Raw genomic sequence first — 16,013 nt, 5'->3', positions numbered from 1 at the left:
ATCGTGATCGTCGATAAGGACGAGGACGAGAGAGCCAAATGGGCATCCGCAAGTACAAGCCGACTACGCCGGGCCGTCGTGGCTCCAGCGTGGCCGACTTCGTAGAGATCACGCGGTCCACGCCGGAGAAGTCGCTGGTTCGCCCCCTGCACAGCAAGGGCGGCCGTAACAACGCCGGTCGTATCACCGCTCGCCACCAGGGTGGCGGACACAAGCGCGCCTACCGCGTGATCGACTTCCGTCGTCACGACAAGGACGGCGTGCCGGCCAAGGTCGCGCACATCGAGTACGACCCCAACCGCACCGCGCGCATCGCGCTCCTGCACTACGTGGACGGCGAGAAGCGCTACATCATCGCCCCCCGTGGTGTCAGCCAGGGTGACCGGATCGAGAACGGCCCCGCGGCCGACATCAAGCCGGGCAACAACCTGCCGCTGCGCAACATCCCGGTCGGTACCACCATCCACGCGGTGGAGCTGCGTCCCGGTGGCGGTGCCAAGCTGGCCCGCTCCGCCGGTGCCGGCATCCAGCTGCTGGCGCGTGAGGGCAAGATGGCGCACCTGCGCATGCCCTCCGGTGAGATCCGCCTGGTGGACGCGCGCTGCCGCGCGACCGTCGGCGAGGTCGGCAACGCCGAGCAGTCGAACATCAACTGGGGCAAGGCCGGCCGTATGCGCTGGAAGGGCGTTCGCCCGACCGTGCGTGGTGTGGCCATGAACCCGATCGACCACCCGCACGGTGGTGGTGAGGGTAAGACCTCCGGTGGTCGCCACCCGGTCTCGCCGTGGGGCCAGAAGGAGGGTCGCACTCGTAGCCCGAAGAAGGCTTCGAACGCCCTCATCGTGCGCCGCCGCAAGACCAACAAGAAGCGCTAGGAGCAGGTCAGATGCCGCGCAGTCTCAAGAAGGGCCCCTTCATCGACGGCCACCTTCTCAAGAAGGTGGACGCGCAGAACGAGGCGGGTACCCAGAACGTCATCAAGACCTGGTCCCGTCGCTCCGTGATCTTCCCGGCCATGCTTGGCCACACGATCGCGGTTCACGATGGCCGTAAGCACGTCCCGGTGTTCGTCACCGAGTCGATGGTCGGCCACAAGCTCGGCGAGTTCGCGCCGACGCGTACCTTCCGCGGTCACGTCAAGGACGACCGCAAGTCGAAGCGTCGCTAGTCGCCAGCGAGATTACCGACTCAATGACTTACACCAGCAAGGGGACAACCATGGAAGCCAGGGCCCAGGCGCGGTACATCCGCGTCACGCCCATGAAGGCCCGCCGCGTGGTGGACCTCATCCGTGGCCTGAACGCCACGGAGGCCCAGGCGGTCCTGCGTTTCGCTCCGCAGGCCGCGACCGTGCCGGTCGGCAAGGTGCTCGACAGCGCCATTGCCAACGCCGTGCACAACTACAACCACAACAACGTGGACGACCTCGTCATCAGCGAGGCGTACGTTGACGAGGGTCCGACCCTGAAGCGGTTCCGTCCGCGTGCCCAGGGCCGTGCCTACCGGATCCGCAAGCGGACCAGCCACATCACCGTGGTCGTCAGCAGCAAGGAAGGGACCCGGTAATGGGCCAGAAGGTTAACCCGCACGGGTTCCGCCTCGGCATCAGCACGGACTTCAAGTCCCGCTGGTACGCCGACAAGCTGTACAAGGACTACGTCAAGGAAGACGTTGCCATTCGTCGCATGATGACGAAGGGCATGGAGCGCGCCGGCATCTCGAAGGTTGAGATCGAGCGCACCCGCGACCGCGTCCGCGTCGACATCCACACCGCCCGCCCCGGCATCGTCATCGGTCGCCGTGGCACCGAGGCCGACCGCATCCGCGGCGACCTCGAGAAGCTGACCGGCAAGCAGGTCCAGCTGAACATCCTCGAGGTCAAGAACCCCGAGCTGGACGCCCAGCTCGTGGCTCAGGGCGTCGCGGAGCAGCTGTCCTCCCGCGTGTCGTTCCGCCGTGCCATGCGCAAGTCGATGCAGGGCACGATGAAGTCCGGCGCCAAGGGCATCAAGGTCCAGTGCTCCGGTCGTCTCGGCGGCGCCGAGATGAGCCGTTCGGAGTTCTACCGCGAGGGTCGTGTGCCGCTGCACACCCTTCGCGCGAACGTCGACTACGGCTTCTTCGAGGCCAAGACGACCTTCGGCCGTATCGGCGTGAAGGTCTGGATCTACAAGGGCGACGTCAAGAACATCGCCGAGGTCCGCGCTGAGAACGCTGCTGCCCGCTCGGGCAACCGTCCGGCCCGCAACGACGCCCGCCCCGCGCGCGGTGGCGAGCGTGGCGGCCGTGGCGGCGAGCGTGGCGGCGCCCGTGGCGCCCGTCGTCCCCAGAACACCGAGGCTCCGGCCGCGGCTGTGACGGAGACGCCGGCTGCCGAGAGCACCGGAACGGAGGCCTGACCCTCATGCTGATCCCCCGTCGGGTCAAGCACCGCAAGCAGCACCACCCCAAGCGCCGTGGCGCGGCCAAGGGTGGCACCGAGCTCGCCTTCGGCGAGTACGGCATCCAGGCCGTCACCCCGGCCTACGTGACGAACCGGCAGATCGAGTCCGCTCGTATCGCCGTCACCCGTCACATCAAGCGTGGCGGCAAGGTCTGGATCAACATCTACCCGGACCGTCCGCTCACCAAGAAGCCGGCCGAGACCCGCATGGGTTCCGGTAAGGGTTCGCCCGAGTGGTGGATCGCGAACGTGCACCCGGGTCGGGTCATGTTCGAGCTGTCGTACCCCAACGAGAAGGTGGCTCGTGAGGCGCTGACCCGCGCAGCTCACAAGCTCCCGATGAAGTGCCGGATCATCCGGCGCGAGGCAGGTGAGAGCTGATGTCGGCCGGCACCAAGGCTGCAGAGCTTCGTGAGCTCGACAACGATGGTCTCGTTGGCAAGCTCCGCGAGGCCAAGGAGGAGCTGTTCAACCTCCGCTTCCAGGCGGCGACCGGGCAGCTCGACAACCACGGACGGCTCAAGCTCGTTCGTAAGGACATCGCGCGTATTTACACCCTGATGCGCGAGCGCGAGCTGGGCATCGAGACGGTGGAGAACGCCTGATGACTGAGAACACCACTGAGACCGAGGCCCGCGGCTTCCGTAAGACCCGTGAGGGTCTGGTCGTCAGCGACAAGATGGACAAGACCGTCGTCGTCGCCGTCGAGGACCGCGTCAAGCACGCGCTGTACGGCAAGGTCATCCGCCGTACGAACAAGCTGAAGGCGCACGACGAGGCCAACGCCTGCGGCATCGGCGACCGGGTCCTCCTCGCGGAGACCCGTCCGCTGTCCGCGACGAAGCGCTGGCGCGTCGTCGAGATCCTCGAGAAGGCCAAGTAACGAAGTTGTCCGGGTACGGCCGTATGTGCAGCAGGCTCCTCGCGAGCGCTGGTGTGAGCAGCGGCCGGCCCGCCAGCTCTCGTTGACGATCAGGAGAAAGCAGTGATCCAGCAGGAGTCGCGACTGCGTGTCGCCGACAACACGGGCGCGAAGGAAATCCTTTGCATCCGCGTTCTCGGTGGCTCCGGTCGCCGCTACGCCGGCATCGGGGACGTCATCGTCGCCACCGTCAAGGACGCGATCCCCGGTGGCAGCGTGAAGAAGGGTGACGTCGTCAAGTGCGTCATCGTTCGCACCGTGAAGTCGCGCCGTCGCCCCGACGGTTCGTACATCCGGTTCGACGAGAACGCCGCCGTCGTGCTCAAGAACACCGATGGTGACCCCCGTGGCACCCGCATCTTCGGCCCGGTGGGCCGCGAGCTGCGTGACAAGAAGTTCATGAAGATCATCTCGCTTGCGCCGGAGGTGCTCTAACCCATGGCGAACAGCATGAAGATCAAGAAGGGTGACCTGGTTCAGGTCATCACCGGTAAGGACCGCGGCAAGCAGGGCAAGGTCATTCAGGCCATGCCCGCCGAGAACAAGGTCCTCGTCGAGGGTGTGAACCGGGTCAAGAAGCACACCAAGCCCGGCCAGGGCACTCAGGGTGGCATTGTCACCGTCGAGGCCCCGGTGCACGTTTCCAACGTGCAGCTGGTCGTCGAGAAGGACGGCAAGAAGGTCGTCACTCGCGTTGGTTACCGCTTCGATGACGAGGGCAACAAGATCCGCGTTGCCAAGCGAACCGGTGAGGACATCTGATGTCTGAGACGACTGTTGAGAAGGTGACCCCCCGTCTCAAGGAGCGTTACAACTCCGAGATCAAGGGTCAGCTGCAGGAGCAGTTCTCGTACGAGAACGTCATGCTGACGCCCGGCCTGGTCAAGGTCGTCGTCAACATGGGTGTCGGCGAGGCCGCCCGTGACAGCAAGCTGATCGAGGGCGCCATCCGCGACCTCACCGCCATCACCGGCCAGAAGCCGGCGGTGACGAAGGCTCGCAAGTCCATCGCGCAGTTCAAGCTGCGTGAGGGCCAGCCGATCGGCACCCACGTCACCCTCCGTGGTGACCGCATGTGGGAGTTCCTGGACCGTCTGGTGACGCTGGCCCTGCCGCGTATCCGTGACTTCCGTGGTCTCTCCCCGAAGCAGTTCGACGGCCGTGGCAACTACACCTTCGGTCTGACCGAGCAGGTTATGTTCCACGAGATCGACCAGGACAAGGTCGACCGTCAGCGCGGTATGGACATCACCGTCGTGACCACCGCTCAGACCGACGACGAGGGCCGGGCGCTCCTGCGCGCTCTGGGCTTCCCGTTCAAGGAGGCGTGAGCCACATGGCGAAGAAGTCCCTCATCGCGAAGGCCGAGCGTAAGCCGAAGTTCGGCGTCCGGGCCTACACCCGGTGCCAGCGCTGCGGCCGTCCGCACTCGGTGTACCGCAAGTTCGGCCTGTGCCGTGTGTGCCTCCGTGAGATGGCCCACCGCGGCGAGCTGCCGGGCGTGACCAAGAGCTCCTGGTAGTCCAGGACCTCGCGGTAACGCCACAGCGAGACACAGTGGTGCCCGACCCCACACGCCCCACTTTTGGGGTCCCGTACGGAATCCCGTAAGGTAGTGGGGTCGGGCCCCCTGTCACGGTCGCTCCGTAGCATCCGTGACCTCTTCCGAGGGCTCGCACCCAGTCTTACTACGTCATAGGTCCCCTGCGTCTGTGCCCCGTACTCCTCGGAGTACGGGGGACCTGGCGCGGAGAAACCATGGCGAGAGAGGCCTGAGGCCATCATGACCATGACCGACCCCATCGCAGACATGCTCACGCGTCTGCGTAACGCGAACTCGGCGTACCACGACACCGTGGCGATGCCGGCCAGCAAGATCAAGGCGCACGTCGCCGAGATCCTGCAGCAGGAGGGTTACATCTCCTCCTGGAAGGTTGAGGAGCCGCAGGAGAACGAGGTCGGCAAGAAGCTGACCATCGAGCTCAAGTTCGGTCCCAACCGTGAGCGCTCGATCGCTGGCATCAAGCGGATCAGCAAGCCGGGCCTGCGGGTCTACGCAAAGTCCACCAACCTGCCGAAGGTTCTCGGCGGCCTGGGCGTGGCGATCATCTCCACGTCCTCCGGCCTCCTGACCGACAAGCAGGCCGCCAAGAAGGGCGTAGGCGGAGAAGTTCTCGCCTACGTCTGGTAATTCGGGAAACGGAGGTACAGCAATGTCGCGCATTGGACGGCTGCCCATCCCGGTTCCCGCCGGCGTGGACGTCACCATCGATGGCCAGGCGGTCTCGGTGAAGGGCCCCAAGGGCTCCCTCACCCACGTTGTCGCCGCGCCGATCGAGATCGGCAAGGGCGAGGACGGCACCCTGCTCGTCACCCGCCCCAACGACGAGCGTCAGTCGAAGGCCCTGCACGGCCTTTCCCGCACGCTGGTGGCGAACATGATCACCGGCGTGACCGCGGGCTACCGCAAGTCGCTGGAGATCAGCGGTGTTGGTTACCGAGTCGCAGCGAAGGGCTCCAGCATGGAGTTCCAGCTCGGCTACAGCCACCCGATCCTGATCGAGGCCCCGGAGGGCATCTCCTTCGTGGTCGAGTCGCCCACCAAGTTCCACGTGGACGGGATCGACAAGCAGCTGGTCGGCGAGGTTTCGGCCAAGATCCGCAAGCTGCGTAAGCCCGACCCGTACAAGGCCAAGGGCGTCAAGTACGCGGGCGAGGTCATCCGCCGCAAGGTCGGAAAGAGCGGTAAGTAAGCCATGAGTCTTTCTGTCAAGATCGGCAAGGGCAACGCCTACAAGCCCTCCGCCCGCAAGCGCCGCGCCATCCGCGTTCGCAAGCGCGTCACCGGCACCGAGGTTCGTCCTCGTCTGGTCGTGACCCGCTCGAACCGTCACATGGTCGCCCAGGTCATCGACGACGCCAAGGGTCACACCCTGGCGTCGGCGTCCACCCTCGACGTTTCCATCAAGGGCGTCGAGGGCGACAAGACCGAGCTGGCCAAGAAGGTCGGGAGCCTGGTCGCCGAGCGCGCCAAGGCCGCCGGCATCGAGTCGGTCGTCTTCGACCGCGCGGGCAACCGGTACGCAGGCCGCATCGCCGCTCTGGCCGATGCTGCCCGTGAGGCCGGGCTCGACTTCTAAGCCGCTCGTCGGCTCAGTCGACGGACGTAATCGAGAGAGGTAATTCCAATGGCTGGACCCCAGCGCCGCGGTAGCGGCGCCGGCGGCGGCACCGGCGGTGGCGAGCGGCGTGACCGTAAGCGCGACGGCGGCGCCCCCGTCGTCGAGAAGAGCGCTTACGTCGAGCGTGTCGTCGCGATCAACCGTGTCGCCAAGGTTGTCAAGGGTGGTCGTCGTTTCAGCTTCACCGCGCTGGTCGTGGTGGGCGACGGTGACGGCACCGTAGGTGTCGGTTACGGGAAGGCGAAGGAGGTTCCGGCCGCCATCGCCAAGGGTGTTGAGGAGGCCAAGAAGAACTTCTTCAAGGTCCCCCGTATCCAGGGCACCATCCCTCACCCGATCCAGGGCGAGAAGGCTGCCGGCGTCGTGCTCCTGAAGCCGGCTGCCCCCGGTACCGGTGTTATCGCCGGTGGCCCGGTGCGTGCCGTCCTGGAGTGCGCCGGCATCCACGACATCCTGTCGAAGTCGCTCGGCTCGGACAACGCGATCAACATCGTGCACGCCACCGTGGCTGCTCTGAAGGGCCTCGTGCGCCCCGAGGAGATCGCCGCCCGTCGTGGCCTGCCGCTGGAGGACGTGGCTCCCGCCGCTCTGCTGCGGGCGCGTGCTGCTGGGGTGAGCGCCTGATGGCTCGCCTCAAGATCACGCAGACCAAGTCCTACATCGGTAGCAAGCAGAACCACCGTGACACCCTTCGTTCGCTTGGTCTCAAGCGGATGAACGACGTGGTCGTGAAGGAGGACCGTCCCGAGATCCGCGGGATGGCCCAGACCGTCCGCCACCTCGTCACGGTCGAGGAGGTTGACTGACATGGCGGACTCTCCGCTGAAGGTCCACAACCTGCGTCCTGCCCCGGGTGCCAAGACCGCCAAGACCCGTGTCGGTCGTGGTGAGGCATCCAAGGGTAAGACCGCTGGTCGTGGTACCAAGGGCACCAAGGCCCGCTACCAGGTTCCGCAGCGCTTCGAGGGTGGCCAGATGCCCCTCCACATGCGCCTGCCGAAGCTGAAGGGCTTCAAGAACCCGTTCAAGATCACCTTCCAGGTGGTCAACCTCGACAAGCTGGCCGAGCTCTACCCGCAGGGTGGAGAGGTCACCGTCGAGGACCTGGTCGCCAAGGGCGCGGTTCGCAAGAACTCGCTCGTCAAGGTGCTCGGCACCGGCGACATCTCGGTCGCGCTGCAGGTTTCGGTTGACGCCGTTTCCGGCTCCGCCGCCGAGAAGATCACCGCCGCCGGCGGCACCGTCACCGAGCTCATCTGAGCTTGCTGACATTGCGAGCCCCGTACTTCCCGAGAGGGAGGTACGGGGCTCGTTCATTTCGGGCCCGTTCTTTGTGTGGCAAAACCGGGCATCCCGTACCCCGTGAGTGGGGGAGAGGCGGCTCACGCTTCTTAGGAATGGCCGCGCACTGTTAGAGTCCGTGGAGTTCCCTTGTAGGCTGCGCGTAGGCTCGCCTGTGCCGTCTGTAGGGAGCCGGACCGCAAAACTCCCCATTCAGGACCGACCCTCCCGCCGACGACGTGCGGGAGGCGCAGGAGGCACCGTGCTCAGTGCGTTCGCGCGGGCGTTTCAGACGCCCGACCTGCGCAAGAAGCTGCTGTTCACGCTGGGCATCATGGTGCTGTTCCGGCTGGGTGCGCACATCCCCGTCCCCGGGGTCAGCTTCAAGGCGGTCAACGCCTGCCTCAACCAGAAGGACACGACGGGCCTCTTCGGCCTCGTCAACCTCTTCAGCGGTGGCGCGCTGCTCCAGCTGACGATCTTCGCGCTCGGCATCATGCCGTACATCACGGCCAGCATCATCCTCCAGCTCCTCACCGTCGTGATCCCGCGGCTCGAGGCGCTGAAGAAGGAGGGTCAGGCCGGTACGGCGAAGATCACGCAGTACACCCGTTACCTGACCATCGCGCTCGCCGTGCTCCAGGGCACCGGCATCGTCGCGACGGCCTCCAACGGCGCGCTGTTCGCCGGCTGCCCGCAGGCCAACCAGATCGTGCCGGACACCTCGGTGTTCCGGATCGCGCTGATGGTCCTCACGATGACCGCCGGCACCACCGTGGTGATGTGGCTCGGTGAGCTGATCACCGACCGCGGTATCGGCAACGGCATGTCCATCCTGATCTTCACCTCCATCGCGGCCGGCTTCCCCGGCTCGATGTGGGCGATCAAGAAGTCCGGCACCATCGGTGGCGGCTGGGTGGAGTTCCTCTCCGTCGTCGCGGTCGGCATCCTCGTTGTGATGCTCGTCATCTTCGTCGAGCAGGCCCAGCGCCGGATCCCGGTCCAGTACGCGAAGCGGATGATCGGCCGGCGCGCCTTCGGCGGCACCTCGACGTACATCCCGCTCAAGGTGAACCAGGCCGGTGTCATCCCGGTCATCTTCGCCTCGTCGCTGCTGTACATCCCGGCCCTGGTGGTGCAGCTGACCAGCAGCCAGGCCGGCTGGGCGGTGTGGATCCGGGACAACTTCGTCAAGGGCGACCACCCGATCTACATGGCCACGTACTTCCTGTTGATCGTCTTCTTCGCCTTCTTCTACGTCGCCATCTCCTTCAACCCCGAAGAAGTTGCCGACAATATGAAGAAGTATGGTGGGTTCATCCCGGGTATCCGGGCCGGCCGCCCGACGGCCGAGTACCTGAACTACGTGCTCACCCGCATCACGTGGCCGGGCTCGCTCTACCTGGGTGTGATCGCGCTGATCCCGATGATCGCCCTGGTCGCCTTCGGACAGCAGACAAACTTCCCGTTCGGCGGCACCAGCGTCCTCATCGTCGTCGGCGTCGGACTCGAAACTGTTAAGCAGATCGAGAGCCAGCTCCAGCAGCGCAATTACGAAGGGTTCCTCCGCTGATGCGTATCGTCCTCGTCGGACCTCCCGGGGCCGGGAAGGGTACTCAGGCGCACCTGCTCGCCAAGACCCTGTCCATTCCCCACATCTCCACCGGCGACCTGTTCCGCGCCAACATCGGCCAGCGCACCCAGCTGGGGCTCGAGGCCAAGGCGTACATGGACGCGGGTCGGCTGGTGCCGGATGAGATCACCATCGGCATGGCCAAGGACCGGATGACCCAGCCGGACGCCGGCAAGGGCTTCCTGCTCGACGGCTTCCCGCGCAATCTGGTGCAGGCCAAGGCGCTCGACGAGATCCTCGCCGAGTGGGGCATCGCCCTCGACGGCGTGCTCGACCTGGAGGTCCCCGAGGACGAGGTCGTCAAGCGGATCGCCGGACGCCGGCTCTGCCGCAACGACGGGGGCCACGTGTTCCACGTGGACTACAACCCGCCGAAGGCGGAGGGCGTCTGCGACGAGTGCGGCGGCGAGCTGTACCAGCGCTCGGACGACACCGAGGACAAGGTGCGGACCCGGCTGGAGGTCTACCACACCGAGACCGAGCCGATCATCGACTACTACGTCCAGCAGGGTCTGGTCGCGACCATCCCCGCGCTCGGCAAGGTCGACGAGGTCACCCAGCGCGCGATCGAGGCGCTGAAGCGGGACAGCTGAGATTCACGGCAGACGTACGGCCGCGGTGCCCCTGGCGGGGCGGCGCGGCCGTACGGCGTCGTACGGTGGTATGAGTGCACGGCCGTCCGGCAAGGACCGGGCGGCAAACCAAGGAAGGCGTGACCAGATGGTGGAGATCAAGACCCCCGAGCAGATCGCGAAGATGCGGGTGGCCGGGCTGGTCGTCGCCGAGGCGCTCAAGGCCTGCCGTGAGGCGGTGGCGCCGGGGGTGAGCACCCAGGACCTCAACGACATCGCGGCCAAGGTGATCGCGGACAACGGCGCGACCTCCAACTTCCGCGCCCACCACGGTGGTCTCTGGTTCCCCGGGGTGATCTGCGCCTCGGTCAACAACGAGGTCGTGCACGGCATCCCCGGTGAGCGGGTGCTGCTGGAGGGCGACATCATCTCCATCGACTGCGGCGCGATCGTGGACGGCTGGCACGGCGACGCCGCGATCACCGTCGCGGTGGGCGAGGTCCGGCCCGAGGTCGAGATGCTCAGCAAGGTCACCGAGGGCTCGATGTGGGCGGGTATCGCCCAGATGAAGAAGAACAACCGTCTGGTCGACGTCTCCAAGGCGATCGAGGGCTTCATCCGCCGCCAGCCGCTGCCGCCCAAGGGCAAGTGGGGCATCACCGAGGGCTACGGCGGCCACGGCATCGGCACCGCGATGCACATGGAGCCGCACGTGCTGAACTACGTCGAGCGCGGCCGCGGCAAGGGCCCGAAGCTGGTGCCCGGCACGGTGCTGGCGATCGAGCCGATGGTCTCGCTGGGCACCCCGCACACCTCCGTCCTGGAGGACGACTGGACGGTCGTCACCAACGACGGCACCTGGGCCTCGCACTGGGAGCACTCGGTGGCCGTCACCGAGCAGGGCCCGCTGGTGCTGACCGCCTTCGACGGCGGCAAGGCGGAGCTCGCCAGGCTCGGCGTCACGGCCGCGCCGGACCCGCTGGGCTGACCTGCGGCTCCGTCCGGAAGCAGCGAAGGGCCTGGAAGATCGATCTTCCAGGCCCTTTGTCATGTTTTGCCGCGGGCCCGGCATTCGATAGGCTTCCGGGCTTCACCAGTACGAGGACCACATCAGTACGAGGAACAAGGGGACAGCGGTGCTCAAGGGCTTCCGGGACTTCATGATGCGCGGCAACGTCATCGACATGGCGGTCGGTGTCGTGATCGGTGCCGCGTTCACGGGTGTGGTGACCGGCTTCGTGTCGGCCTTCCTGACCCCGCTGGTCGGTGTGGTGGTCGGCGCGGCCGGCGACTTCAGCACCTACAAGTTCAGCGTCGGCGGGGTGACCTTCCCCTACGGCCAGTTCCTCAACGTGCTGATCGCCTTCTTCATGACCGCCGCGGTGCTGTACTTCTGCGTGGTGCTGCCGGTGACCAAGGCCACCGCGCGCTACCTGCCGAAGAAGCCCAAGGTCGTCAAGCGCCCCTGCCCCGAGTGCCTGACCGAGATACCGCAGGCCGCCCGGCGCTGCTCGGCCTGCACCGCGCACGTCGAGCCGATCGTCGTGGTCGCCCAGTGGTGACCCCGGTTTTGGCCGTACGCGTGAGGCTGGCGTAGGATGGACCGTCGGCTCACTCGTAGCGTGCTTTAGCACGCCCTCTTCCCTCCGGGGTCGGGGTGAACCCAGGTTCGCACGAGCGTGCCGCATACGGTAGCCGGTCCCGGAAGGTGGATCTCGCAGTTCATGGCAAAGAAGCAAGGCGCCATTGAGATCGAGGGCACCGTGATCGAGTCTCTCCCGAACGCCATGTTCAAGGTTGAGCTGCAGAACGGTCACAAGGTCCTCGCGCACATCAGCGGCAAGATGCGGATGCACTACATCCGTATCCTCCCGGACGACCGGGTCGTGGTGGAGCTCAGCCCCTACGACCTGACGCGCGGCCGGATCGTCTACCGCTACAAGTAAGCAAACGTCAGATCTAGACCCGGAGAACCTGAAACATGAAGGTCAAGCCGAGCGTCAAGAAGATCTGCGACAAGTGCAAGGTGATCCGCCGCCACGGCCGGGTCATGGTGATCTGCGACAACCTGCGCCACAAGCAGCGCCAGGGCTGATCCTTCCCAGCATTTCTCGTAGTACTTCGCGCGACGCGAACAACGTCATAAGCGGGCTGCCCGATCCGTCCTGAGACGGACTGCCACCCCCGGTCAGAGGCCGGGGCTCCATCGTCGAGAGGCGAAGGAGTAGGCGGCACGTAAGACCTCTGAAGAAACACAGGAGCCATGAATGGCACGCCTCGCCGGCGTTGATCTCCCCCGCGAGAAGCGGATCGAGATCGCCCTCACGTACGTCTACGGCATCGGCCGTACCCGCGCCCAGCAGTCGCTGGCCGAGACCGGTGTCAACCCGGACGTCCGCGTTCGCGACATCTCCGAGGAAGACCTCGTCAAGCTCGCGCAGTGGATCGACGCCAACTACACGGTCGAGGGTGACCTCCGCCGTGAGGTGGCCGCCGACATCCGCCGCAAGGTCGAGATCGGCTGCTACGAGGGTCTGCGTCACCGCCGCGGCCTGCCGGTCCGCGGTCAGCGCACCCACACCAACGCGCGTACCCGCAAGGGCCCGCGTCGCGCGATTGCCGGCAAGAAGAAGCCGGGCAAGAAGTAGTCCGCCCGTTAACCGGACATCCCTCCGGCCCGCGGGTTAGCGGACCGACCACCTCAGTAGGAGAAACAGACTTATGCCCCCCAAGGGTCGTCAGGCTGCCGGCGCCAAGAAGGTGCGCCGCAAGGAGAAGAAGAACGTCGCTCACGGGCACGCCCACATCAAGAGCACGTTCAACAACACCATCGTTTCGATCACCGACCCCTCGGGCAACGTGATCTCCTGGGCCTCTGCCGGCCACGTCGGCTTCAAGGGCTCGCGCAAGTCCACCCCGTTCGCCGCGCAGATGGCCGCCGAGGCCGCCGCCCGCCGCGCGCAGGAGCACGGCATGCGCAAGGTCGACGTCTTCGTCAAGGGTCCGGGCTCCGGCCGCGAGACCGCGATCCGTTCGCTCCAGGCCACCGGCCTGGAGGTGGGCTCGATCCAGGACGTCACCCCCACCCCGCACAACGGCTGCCGTCCGCCGAAGCGCCGCCGCGTCTGACCCGTTAGTCCCCCCTCGCCCCCGGGCGAGGGAGCTTCGGGCACGTGGTTTGCAACAAGCCTCGTACGGGGTCCCGTTTCCTACGGGACCCCGTACGCTTGGTTCCTGTCGGCATCAAATAGTGGGTGCCGAAGACAACTGGAGGATCCAGAACATGCTGATCGCTCAGCGCCCCTCGCTGACCGAAGAGGTCGTCGACGAATTCCGCTCGCGGTTCGTGATCGAGCCGCTGGAGCCGGGCTTCGGCTACACCCTCGGCAACTCCCTGCGCCGCACGCTCCTCTCCTCGATCCCCGGCGCTGCTGTCACCAGCATCCGGATCGACGGCGTCCTGCACGAGTTCACCACCGTGCCGGGTGTCAAGGAGGACGTCACCGACCTCATCCTCAACATCAAGCAGCTGGTCGTCTCCTCGGAGCACGACGAGCCTGTCGTGATGTACCTGCGCAAGCAGGGCCCGGGTGTGGTCACCGCAGCCGACATCGCGCCCCCGGCCGGTGTCGAGGTGCACAACCCCGAGCTCGTGCTCGCCACGCTCAACGGCAAGGGCAAGCTGGAGATGGAGCTGACCGTCGAGCGCGGTCGCGGCTACGTCTCCGCCGTCCAGAACAAGGCCTCCGGCCAGGAGATCGGCCGCATCCCGGTCGACTCGATCTACAGCCCCGTGCTGAAGGTCACCTACAAGGTCGAGGCCACCCGTGTCGAGCAGCGGACCGACTTCGACAAGCTGATCGTCGACGTCGAGACCAAGCCCGCCATGCGCCCCCGGGACGCCATGGCCTCGGCCGGTAAGACCCTGGTGGAGCTGTTCGGTCTCGCCCGCGAGCTGAACATCGACGCCGAGGGCATCGACATGGGCCCGTCCCCCACGGACGCCGCCCTGGCCGCCGACCTGGCGCTGCCGATCGAGGAGCTGGAGCTCACCGTTCGGTCGTACAACTGCCTCAAGCGCGAGGGCATCCACACCGTGGGTGAGCTCGTCGCCCGCTCCGAGGCCGACCTGCTCGACATCCGCAACTTCGGTGCGAAGTCGATCGACGAGGTCAAGGCGAAGCTGGCCGGCATGGGCCTGGCCCTCAAGGACAGCCCGCCCGGATTCGACCCGACCGCCGCCGCCGACGCCTTCGGCGCCGACGACCTGGACGACGCGGGTTACGCGGAGACCGAGCAGTACTGATTTTGGGCGGGGGTGGCCCCCGGGCCGCCCCTGTTCGCAAGCAGGGATCTTCGGGGGACACCCCCGGATCCCCGACTAAGCCGTCCGGGCAACCGTGCCCGGCCGCCCGTTCCGGTACCTGATACGGCCGGATTCGGAGATTGAAGGAGCTACCATGCCCCGTCCCGCGAAGGGTGCCCGCCTCGGCGGCGGCCCGCACCACGAGCCGCTGCTGCTCGCCGGCCTCTGCCGGGAGCTGTTCCAGTACGGCCGCATCACCACGACCGAGGCCAAGGCCCGTCGGATGCGCCCGCTGGCGGAGAAGCTGATCACCAAGGCCAAGGTCGGCGACATCCACAACCGTCGTATCGTCCGCAAGACGATCACCGACGTCTCCGTGCTGCACACCCTCTTCACCGAGATCGCGCCGCGCTACGAGAACCGCCCGGGTGGTTACACCCGTATCACCAAGATCGGTCCCCGTCGTGGCGACAACGCCCCGATGGCCGTGATCGAGCTGGTCGAGGCGCTGACCGTCGCGCAGACCGCTGTCGGCGAGGCCGAGGGTGCCACCAAGCGCGCCGTCAAGGAGGCCGAGCAGGCCGCCGAGACCAAGGCTGACGAGACCCCCGAGGTCGAGACCGCCTGACACCCTCGGGTGTGAGTCCGGGCCCGCTCTCCCAGTTCGCTGGGGGAGCGGGCCCGTTCCTCGTTCTTCGCCGTAGCAGCAGCAGGAGTAGCAGTGGTCAAGGAATGCCACGAGCAGGCCGGACAGCAGGAGGGGCCCGCCGAGGGCACCGTCCGGATCCGGCTGGACCTCGCGTACCAGGGTGCGGAGTTCTCCGGCTGGGCGCGTCAGCCCGGGCGCCGGACGGTCCAGGGCGAGATCGAGAGCGCGCTGCGGATCGTCACCCGCAGCGAGGAGACGTACGACCTCACCGTGGCCGGGCGCACCGACGCCGGCGTGCACGCGCGCGGCCAGGTCGCGCACGTCGACCTGCCGGTGGAGCTGTGGGCCGCGCACGGCGAGAAGCTGCTGCGCCGGCTGGCCGGCCGGCTGCCGGGGGACGTCCGGATCTACTCGCTCACCGAGGCGCCGGCCGGCTTCGACGCGCGGTTCGCCGCGATCTGGCGCCGCTACGCCTACCGGGTCGCCGACCACCCCGGCGGGGTGGACCCGCTGCTGCGCGGCCATGTGCTGTGGCACGACCGGCCGCTGGACATCGACCGGATGAACGAGGCGGCCGAGCTGCTGCTGGGCGAGCACGACTTCGCCGCGTACTGCAAGAAGCGCGAGGGCGCGACGACCATCCGCACTCTGCTCGACCTGTACTGGGAGCGGGTCCCGGCCGACAGCCACACCGCCGGAGTGGCCGGCTCGCTGGCGGTGGCGACGGTGCGGGCGGACGCCTTCTGCCACAACATGGTGCGCGCCCTGGTCGGCGCGATGCTGCTGGTGGGCGACGGGCACCGGCCGGTGGAGTTCCCCGGCCAGGTGCTGGCGGGCGGGGTGCGCAACTCCGCGGTCAACGTCATCCGGCCGTACGGGCTCACCCTGGAGGAGGTCGGTTACCCCGCCGACGACCAGCTGGCGGAGCGCAACCGGGCCGCCCGGCGGATGCGCACCCTGCCCGGGCAGAGCCCCGTCGGGTAATCCGTTTGGGACCTGGGCCCTCGGCTTGGCAAAATCCCGAC

At 66.8% G+C, this 16,013-nt stretch carries 28 protein-coding genes; all 28 read left to right on the top strand.

The window, feature by feature from the left end; genetic code table 11:
- The first annotated feature begins 38 nt into the window (after positions 1 to 38).
- The 28 genes from rplB to truA all read left to right on the top strand — a co-directional run bounded on the left by rplB (position 39) and on the right by truA (position 15,972).
- Positions 39 to 875, top strand: coding sequence for a 50S ribosomal protein L2 (gene rplB / locus ACIBH3_RS13235; protein WP_396312028.1), 837 nt, complete (start codon positions 39 to 41; stop codon positions 873 to 875).
- Positions 876 to 886: 11 nt separating this feature from the next.
- Positions 887 to 1,168: a 30S ribosomal protein S19 gene (rpsS, locus tag ACIBH3_RS13230; protein ID WP_030055821.1), complete on the top strand. Its 282-nt coding sequence runs from the start codon at positions 887 to 889 to the stop codon at positions 1,166 to 1,168.
- A gap of 50 nt (positions 1,169 to 1,218) precedes the next feature.
- A complete protein-coding gene (rplV, locus tag ACIBH3_RS13225; RefSeq protein ID WP_033824229.1) occupies positions 1,219 to 1,566 on the top strand; it encodes a 50S ribosomal protein L22 in 348 nt (115 codons plus the stop codon).
- Positions 1,566 to 2,399 (top strand): 30S ribosomal protein S3, encoded by an 834-nt coding sequence (gene rpsC, locus ACIBH3_RS13220; RefSeq protein WP_350533233.1) that lies wholly within the window; start codon positions 1,566 to 1,568, stop codon positions 2,397 to 2,399. The genes rplV and rpsC overlap by 1 nt, the downstream gene beginning before the upstream one ends.
- Positions 2,400 to 2,404: 5 nt before the next feature.
- Positions 2,405 to 2,824, top strand: a complete 420-nt coding sequence (gene rplP, locus ACIBH3_RS13215; RefSeq protein WP_030055824.1) for a 50S ribosomal protein L16 — start codon at positions 2,405 to 2,407, stop codon at positions 2,822 to 2,824.
- Complete coding sequence (rpmC, locus tag ACIBH3_RS13210; protein ID WP_280666724.1) at positions 2,824 to 3,048, top strand: 50S ribosomal protein L29; 225 nt, start codon at positions 2,824 to 2,826, stop codon at positions 3,046 to 3,048. The genes rplP and rpmC overlap by 1 nt, the downstream gene beginning before the upstream one ends.
- Positions 3,048 to 3,326 (top strand): 30S ribosomal protein S17, encoded by a 279-nt coding sequence (gene rpsQ, locus ACIBH3_RS13205; RefSeq protein ID WP_396312027.1) that lies wholly within the window; start codon positions 3,048 to 3,050, stop codon positions 3,324 to 3,326. The genes rpmC and rpsQ overlap by 1 nt, the downstream gene beginning before the upstream one ends.
- Before the next feature lie 102 nt (positions 3,327 to 3,428).
- Positions 3,429 to 3,800 (top strand): 50S ribosomal protein L14, encoded by a 372-nt coding sequence (gene rplN, locus ACIBH3_RS13200; RefSeq protein ID WP_035800854.1) that lies wholly within the window; start codon positions 3,429 to 3,431, stop codon positions 3,798 to 3,800.
- Between the two features lie 15 nt (positions 3,801 to 3,815).
- A complete protein-coding gene (rplX, locus tag ACIBH3_RS13195; protein WP_073924734.1) occupies positions 3,816 to 4,127 on the top strand; it encodes a 50S ribosomal protein L24 in 312 nt (103 codons plus the stop codon).
- Entirely contained in the window at positions 4,127 to 4,696 is a 570-nt protein-coding gene (gene rplE, locus ACIBH3_RS13190) for a 50S ribosomal protein L5 (RefSeq protein ID WP_238862989.1), read from the top strand. Before rplX ends, rplE begins: the two co-directional genes overlap by 1 nt.
- A gap of 5 nt (positions 4,697 to 4,701) precedes the next feature.
- The gene (locus ACIBH3_RS13185; protein WP_030393303.1) at positions 4,702 to 4,887 is read left to right on the top strand and encodes a type Z 30S ribosomal protein S14; all 186 of its coding nucleotides are present in this window, start codon (positions 4,702 to 4,704) and stop codon (positions 4,885 to 4,887) included.
- Positions 4,888 to 5,148: 261 nt separating this feature from the next.
- Positions 5,149 to 5,556, top strand: a complete 408-nt coding sequence (gene rpsH, locus ACIBH3_RS13180; RefSeq protein WP_073924300.1) for a 30S ribosomal protein S8 — start codon at positions 5,149 to 5,151, stop codon at positions 5,554 to 5,556.
- Positions 5,557 to 5,578: 22 nt separating this feature from the next.
- Positions 5,579 to 6,118, top strand: coding sequence for a 50S ribosomal protein L6 (gene rplF, locus ACIBH3_RS13175; RefSeq protein ID WP_396312026.1), 540 nt, complete (start codon positions 5,579 to 5,581; stop codon positions 6,116 to 6,118).
- A 3-nt stretch (positions 6,119 to 6,121) separates the two neighbouring features.
- A complete protein-coding gene (gene rplR, locus ACIBH3_RS13170; RefSeq protein ID WP_396312025.1) occupies positions 6,122 to 6,505 on the top strand; it encodes a 50S ribosomal protein L18 in 384 nt (127 codons plus the stop codon).
- A 48-nt stretch (positions 6,506 to 6,553) separates the two neighbouring features.
- On the top strand, positions 6,554 to 7,171 hold the full coding sequence (rpsE, locus tag ACIBH3_RS13165; protein ID WP_073924297.1) for a 30S ribosomal protein S5: 618 nt from the start codon (positions 6,554 to 6,556) through the stop codon (positions 7,169 to 7,171).
- Positions 7,171 to 7,353, top strand: a complete 183-nt coding sequence (gene rpmD, locus ACIBH3_RS13160) for a 50S ribosomal protein L30 (protein ID WP_073924296.1) — start codon at positions 7,171 to 7,173, stop codon at positions 7,351 to 7,353. Before rpsE ends, rpmD begins: the two co-directional genes overlap by 1 nt.
- Before the next feature lies 1 nt (position 7,354).
- The gene (rplO, locus tag ACIBH3_RS13155) at positions 7,355 to 7,807 is read left to right on the top strand and encodes a 50S ribosomal protein L15 (protein WP_073924295.1); all 453 of its coding nucleotides are present in this window, start codon (positions 7,355 to 7,357) and stop codon (positions 7,805 to 7,807) included.
- Between the two features lie 283 nt (positions 7,808 to 8,090).
- Positions 8,091 to 9,401: a preprotein translocase subunit SecY gene (secY, locus tag ACIBH3_RS13150; protein ID WP_396312024.1), complete on the top strand. Its 1,311-nt coding sequence runs from the start codon at positions 8,091 to 8,093 to the stop codon at positions 9,399 to 9,401.
- Positions 9,401 to 10,054 (top strand): adenylate kinase, encoded by a 654-nt coding sequence (locus ACIBH3_RS13145; protein WP_396312023.1) that lies wholly within the window; start codon positions 9,401 to 9,403, stop codon positions 10,052 to 10,054. Before secY ends, ACIBH3_RS13145 begins: the two co-directional genes overlap by 1 nt.
- A 127-nt stretch (positions 10,055 to 10,181) precedes the next feature.
- Entirely contained in the window at positions 10,182 to 11,021 is an 840-nt protein-coding gene (gene map, locus ACIBH3_RS13140) for a type I methionyl aminopeptidase (protein WP_396312022.1), read from the top strand.
- Between the two features lie 148 nt (positions 11,022 to 11,169).
- Positions 11,170 to 11,595 carry a large conductance mechanosensitive channel protein MscL gene (gene mscL / locus ACIBH3_RS13135; protein ID WP_396312021.1) on the top strand — a complete coding sequence of 142 codons (426 nt, stop codon included), beginning with the start codon at positions 11,170 to 11,172 and terminating at the stop codon, positions 11,593 to 11,595.
- A gap of 162 nt (positions 11,596 to 11,757) precedes the next feature.
- Positions 11,758 to 11,979: a translation initiation factor IF-1 gene (infA, locus tag ACIBH3_RS13130; RefSeq protein WP_003956442.1), complete on the top strand. Its 222-nt coding sequence runs from the start codon at positions 11,758 to 11,760 to the stop codon at positions 11,977 to 11,979.
- A gap of 35 nt (positions 11,980 to 12,014) precedes the next feature.
- Positions 12,015 to 12,128, top strand: coding sequence for a 50S ribosomal protein L36 (gene rpmJ / locus ACIBH3_RS13125; protein ID WP_003956441.1), 114 nt, complete (start codon positions 12,015 to 12,017; stop codon positions 12,126 to 12,128).
- Positions 12,129 to 12,300: 172 nt separating this feature from the next.
- Complete coding sequence (gene rpsM / locus ACIBH3_RS13120; RefSeq protein WP_396312020.1) at positions 12,301 to 12,681, top strand: 30S ribosomal protein S13; 381 nt, start codon at positions 12,301 to 12,303, stop codon at positions 12,679 to 12,681.
- A 73-nt stretch (positions 12,682 to 12,754) separates the two neighbouring features.
- The gene (gene rpsK, locus ACIBH3_RS13115) at positions 12,755 to 13,162 is read left to right on the top strand and encodes a 30S ribosomal protein S11 (RefSeq protein WP_073924289.1); all 408 of its coding nucleotides are present in this window, start codon (positions 12,755 to 12,757) and stop codon (positions 13,160 to 13,162) included.
- Positions 13,163 to 13,316: 154 nt separating this feature from the next.
- Positions 13,317 to 14,339, top strand: a complete 1,023-nt coding sequence (locus ACIBH3_RS13110; protein WP_030055844.1) for a DNA-directed RNA polymerase subunit alpha — start codon at positions 13,317 to 13,319, stop codon at positions 14,337 to 14,339.
- Positions 14,340 to 14,493: 154 nt separating this feature from the next.
- Positions 14,494 to 14,967, top strand: coding sequence for a 50S ribosomal protein L17 (gene rplQ, locus ACIBH3_RS13105; RefSeq protein WP_073924288.1), 474 nt, complete (start codon positions 14,494 to 14,496; stop codon positions 14,965 to 14,967).
- Positions 14,968 to 15,060: 93 nt separating this feature from the next.
- A complete protein-coding gene (gene truA, locus ACIBH3_RS13100) occupies positions 15,061 to 15,972 on the top strand; it encodes a tRNA pseudouridine(38-40) synthase TruA (protein ID WP_396312019.1) in 912 nt (303 codons plus the stop codon).
- Positions 15,973 to 16,013: the final 41 nt, after the last annotated feature.

This window comes from Kitasatospora sp. NPDC050543 (assembly GCF_044457565.1).
Classification (GTDB): Bacteria; Actinomycetota; Actinomycetes; order Streptomycetales; family Streptomycetaceae; genus Kitasatospora.
This window is presented reverse-complemented; position numbering and strand designations above follow the sequence as displayed.

Excerpts from the sequence above, each read along its gene's own strand:
- rplB (WP_396312028.1), top strand. The coding sequence starts at position 39 with ATGGGCATCCGCAAGTACAAGCCGACTACGCCGGGCCGTCGTGGCTCC.
- rpsS (WP_030055821.1), top strand. The coding sequence starts at position 887 with ATGCCGCGCAGTCTCAAGAAGGGCCCCTTCATCGACGGCCACCTTCTC.
- rplV (WP_033824229.1), top strand. The coding sequence starts at position 1,219 with ATGGAAGCCAGGGCCCAGGCGCGGTACATCCGCGTCACGCCCATGAAG.
- rpsC (WP_350533233.1), top strand. The coding sequence starts at position 1,566 with ATGGGCCAGAAGGTTAACCCGCACGGGTTCCGCCTCGGCATCAGCACG.
- rplP (WP_030055824.1), top strand. The coding sequence starts at position 2,405 with ATGCTGATCCCCCGTCGGGTCAAGCACCGCAAGCAGCACCACCCCAAG.
- rpmC (WP_280666724.1), top strand. The coding sequence starts at position 2,824 with ATGTCGGCCGGCACCAAGGCTGCAGAGCTTCGTGAGCTCGACAACGAT.
- rpsQ (WP_396312027.1), top strand. The coding sequence starts at position 3,048 with ATGACTGAGAACACCACTGAGACCGAGGCCCGCGGCTTCCGTAAGACC.
- rplX (WP_073924734.1), top strand. The coding sequence starts at position 3,816 with ATGAAGATCAAGAAGGGTGACCTGGTTCAGGTCATCACCGGTAAGGAC.
- rplE (WP_238862989.1), top strand. The coding sequence starts at position 4,127 with ATGTCTGAGACGACTGTTGAGAAGGTGACCCCCCGTCTCAAGGAGCGT.
- ACIBH3_RS13185 (WP_030393303.1), top strand. The coding sequence starts at position 4,702 with ATGGCGAAGAAGTCCCTCATCGCGAAGGCCGAGCGTAAGCCGAAGTTC.
- rpsH (WP_073924300.1), top strand. The coding sequence starts at position 5,149 with ATGACCATGACCGACCCCATCGCAGACATGCTCACGCGTCTGCGTAAC.
- rplF (WP_396312026.1), top strand. The coding sequence starts at position 5,579 with ATGTCGCGCATTGGACGGCTGCCCATCCCGGTTCCCGCCGGCGTGGAC.
- rplR (WP_396312025.1), top strand. The coding sequence starts at position 6,122 with ATGAGTCTTTCTGTCAAGATCGGCAAGGGCAACGCCTACAAGCCCTCC.
- rpsE (WP_073924297.1), top strand. The coding sequence starts at position 6,554 with ATGGCTGGACCCCAGCGCCGCGGTAGCGGCGCCGGCGGCGGCACCGGC.
- rpmD (WP_073924296.1), top strand. The coding sequence starts at position 7,171 with ATGGCTCGCCTCAAGATCACGCAGACCAAGTCCTACATCGGTAGCAAG.
- rplO (WP_073924295.1), top strand. The coding sequence starts at position 7,355 with ATGGCGGACTCTCCGCTGAAGGTCCACAACCTGCGTCCTGCCCCGGGT.
- ACIBH3_RS13145 (WP_396312023.1), top strand. The coding sequence starts at position 9,401 with ATGCGTATCGTCCTCGTCGGACCTCCCGGGGCCGGGAAGGGTACTCAG.
- map (WP_396312022.1), top strand. The coding sequence starts at position 10,182 with ATGGTGGAGATCAAGACCCCCGAGCAGATCGCGAAGATGCGGGTGGCC.
- infA (WP_003956442.1), top strand. The coding sequence starts at position 11,758 with ATGGCAAAGAAGCAAGGCGCCATTGAGATCGAGGGCACCGTGATCGAG.
- rpmJ (WP_003956441.1), top strand. The coding sequence starts at position 12,015 with ATGAAGGTCAAGCCGAGCGTCAAGAAGATCTGCGACAAGTGCAAGGTG.
- rpsM (WP_396312020.1), top strand. The coding sequence starts at position 12,301 with ATGGCACGCCTCGCCGGCGTTGATCTCCCCCGCGAGAAGCGGATCGAG.
- rpsK (WP_073924289.1), top strand. The coding sequence starts at position 12,755 with ATGCCCCCCAAGGGTCGTCAGGCTGCCGGCGCCAAGAAGGTGCGCCGC.
- ACIBH3_RS13110 (WP_030055844.1), top strand. The coding sequence starts at position 13,317 with ATGCTGATCGCTCAGCGCCCCTCGCTGACCGAAGAGGTCGTCGACGAA.
- rplQ (WP_073924288.1), top strand. The coding sequence starts at position 14,494 with ATGCCCCGTCCCGCGAAGGGTGCCCGCCTCGGCGGCGGCCCGCACCAC.